The sequence below is a fragment of the Paraburkholderia sp. BR13439 genome (assembly GCF_040948805.1).
Taxonomy (GTDB): Bacteria; Pseudomonadota; Gammaproteobacteria; order Burkholderiales; family Burkholderiaceae; genus Paraburkholderia; species Paraburkholderia youngii.
Window position 1 is genome coordinate 1 of sequence record NZ_JBFPKN010000186.1, and the last position, 280, is coordinate 280.

The window sequence follows — 280 nt, forward strand, 5'->3', positions numbered from 1 at the left end:
CCAGCATCACGAACGTGCAGAACCAGTTGTCCGAGGGCACGGTGGGTCTGGTCCAGCAGGACGCAACCAGTCGTGACATCACGGTGGCAAAAGACGCTGACGGTTCGGTGATCAACGTGGCGGGCACGGCGGGCAACCGTACGGTGACGGGTTTGGCTGCGGGCGCAGTGCGGGCATCGAGCGTGGACGCGGTCAACGGTGGCCAGTTGTACGGCACGGCGTCGAGCACGGCCCGGGCGCTGGGTGGTGGTTCGATCGTGCTTGCGGATGGCTCGATCAG

Annotated in this window: 1 protein-coding gene; it reads left to right on the forward strand. The window is 66.1% G+C overall.

What is annotated here, in order from left to right:
- The coding region (locus tag AB3X96_RS42800) for a hypothetical protein (RefSeq protein ID WP_368594448.1) at positions 1-280 on the forward strand (280 nt) is incomplete at both ends.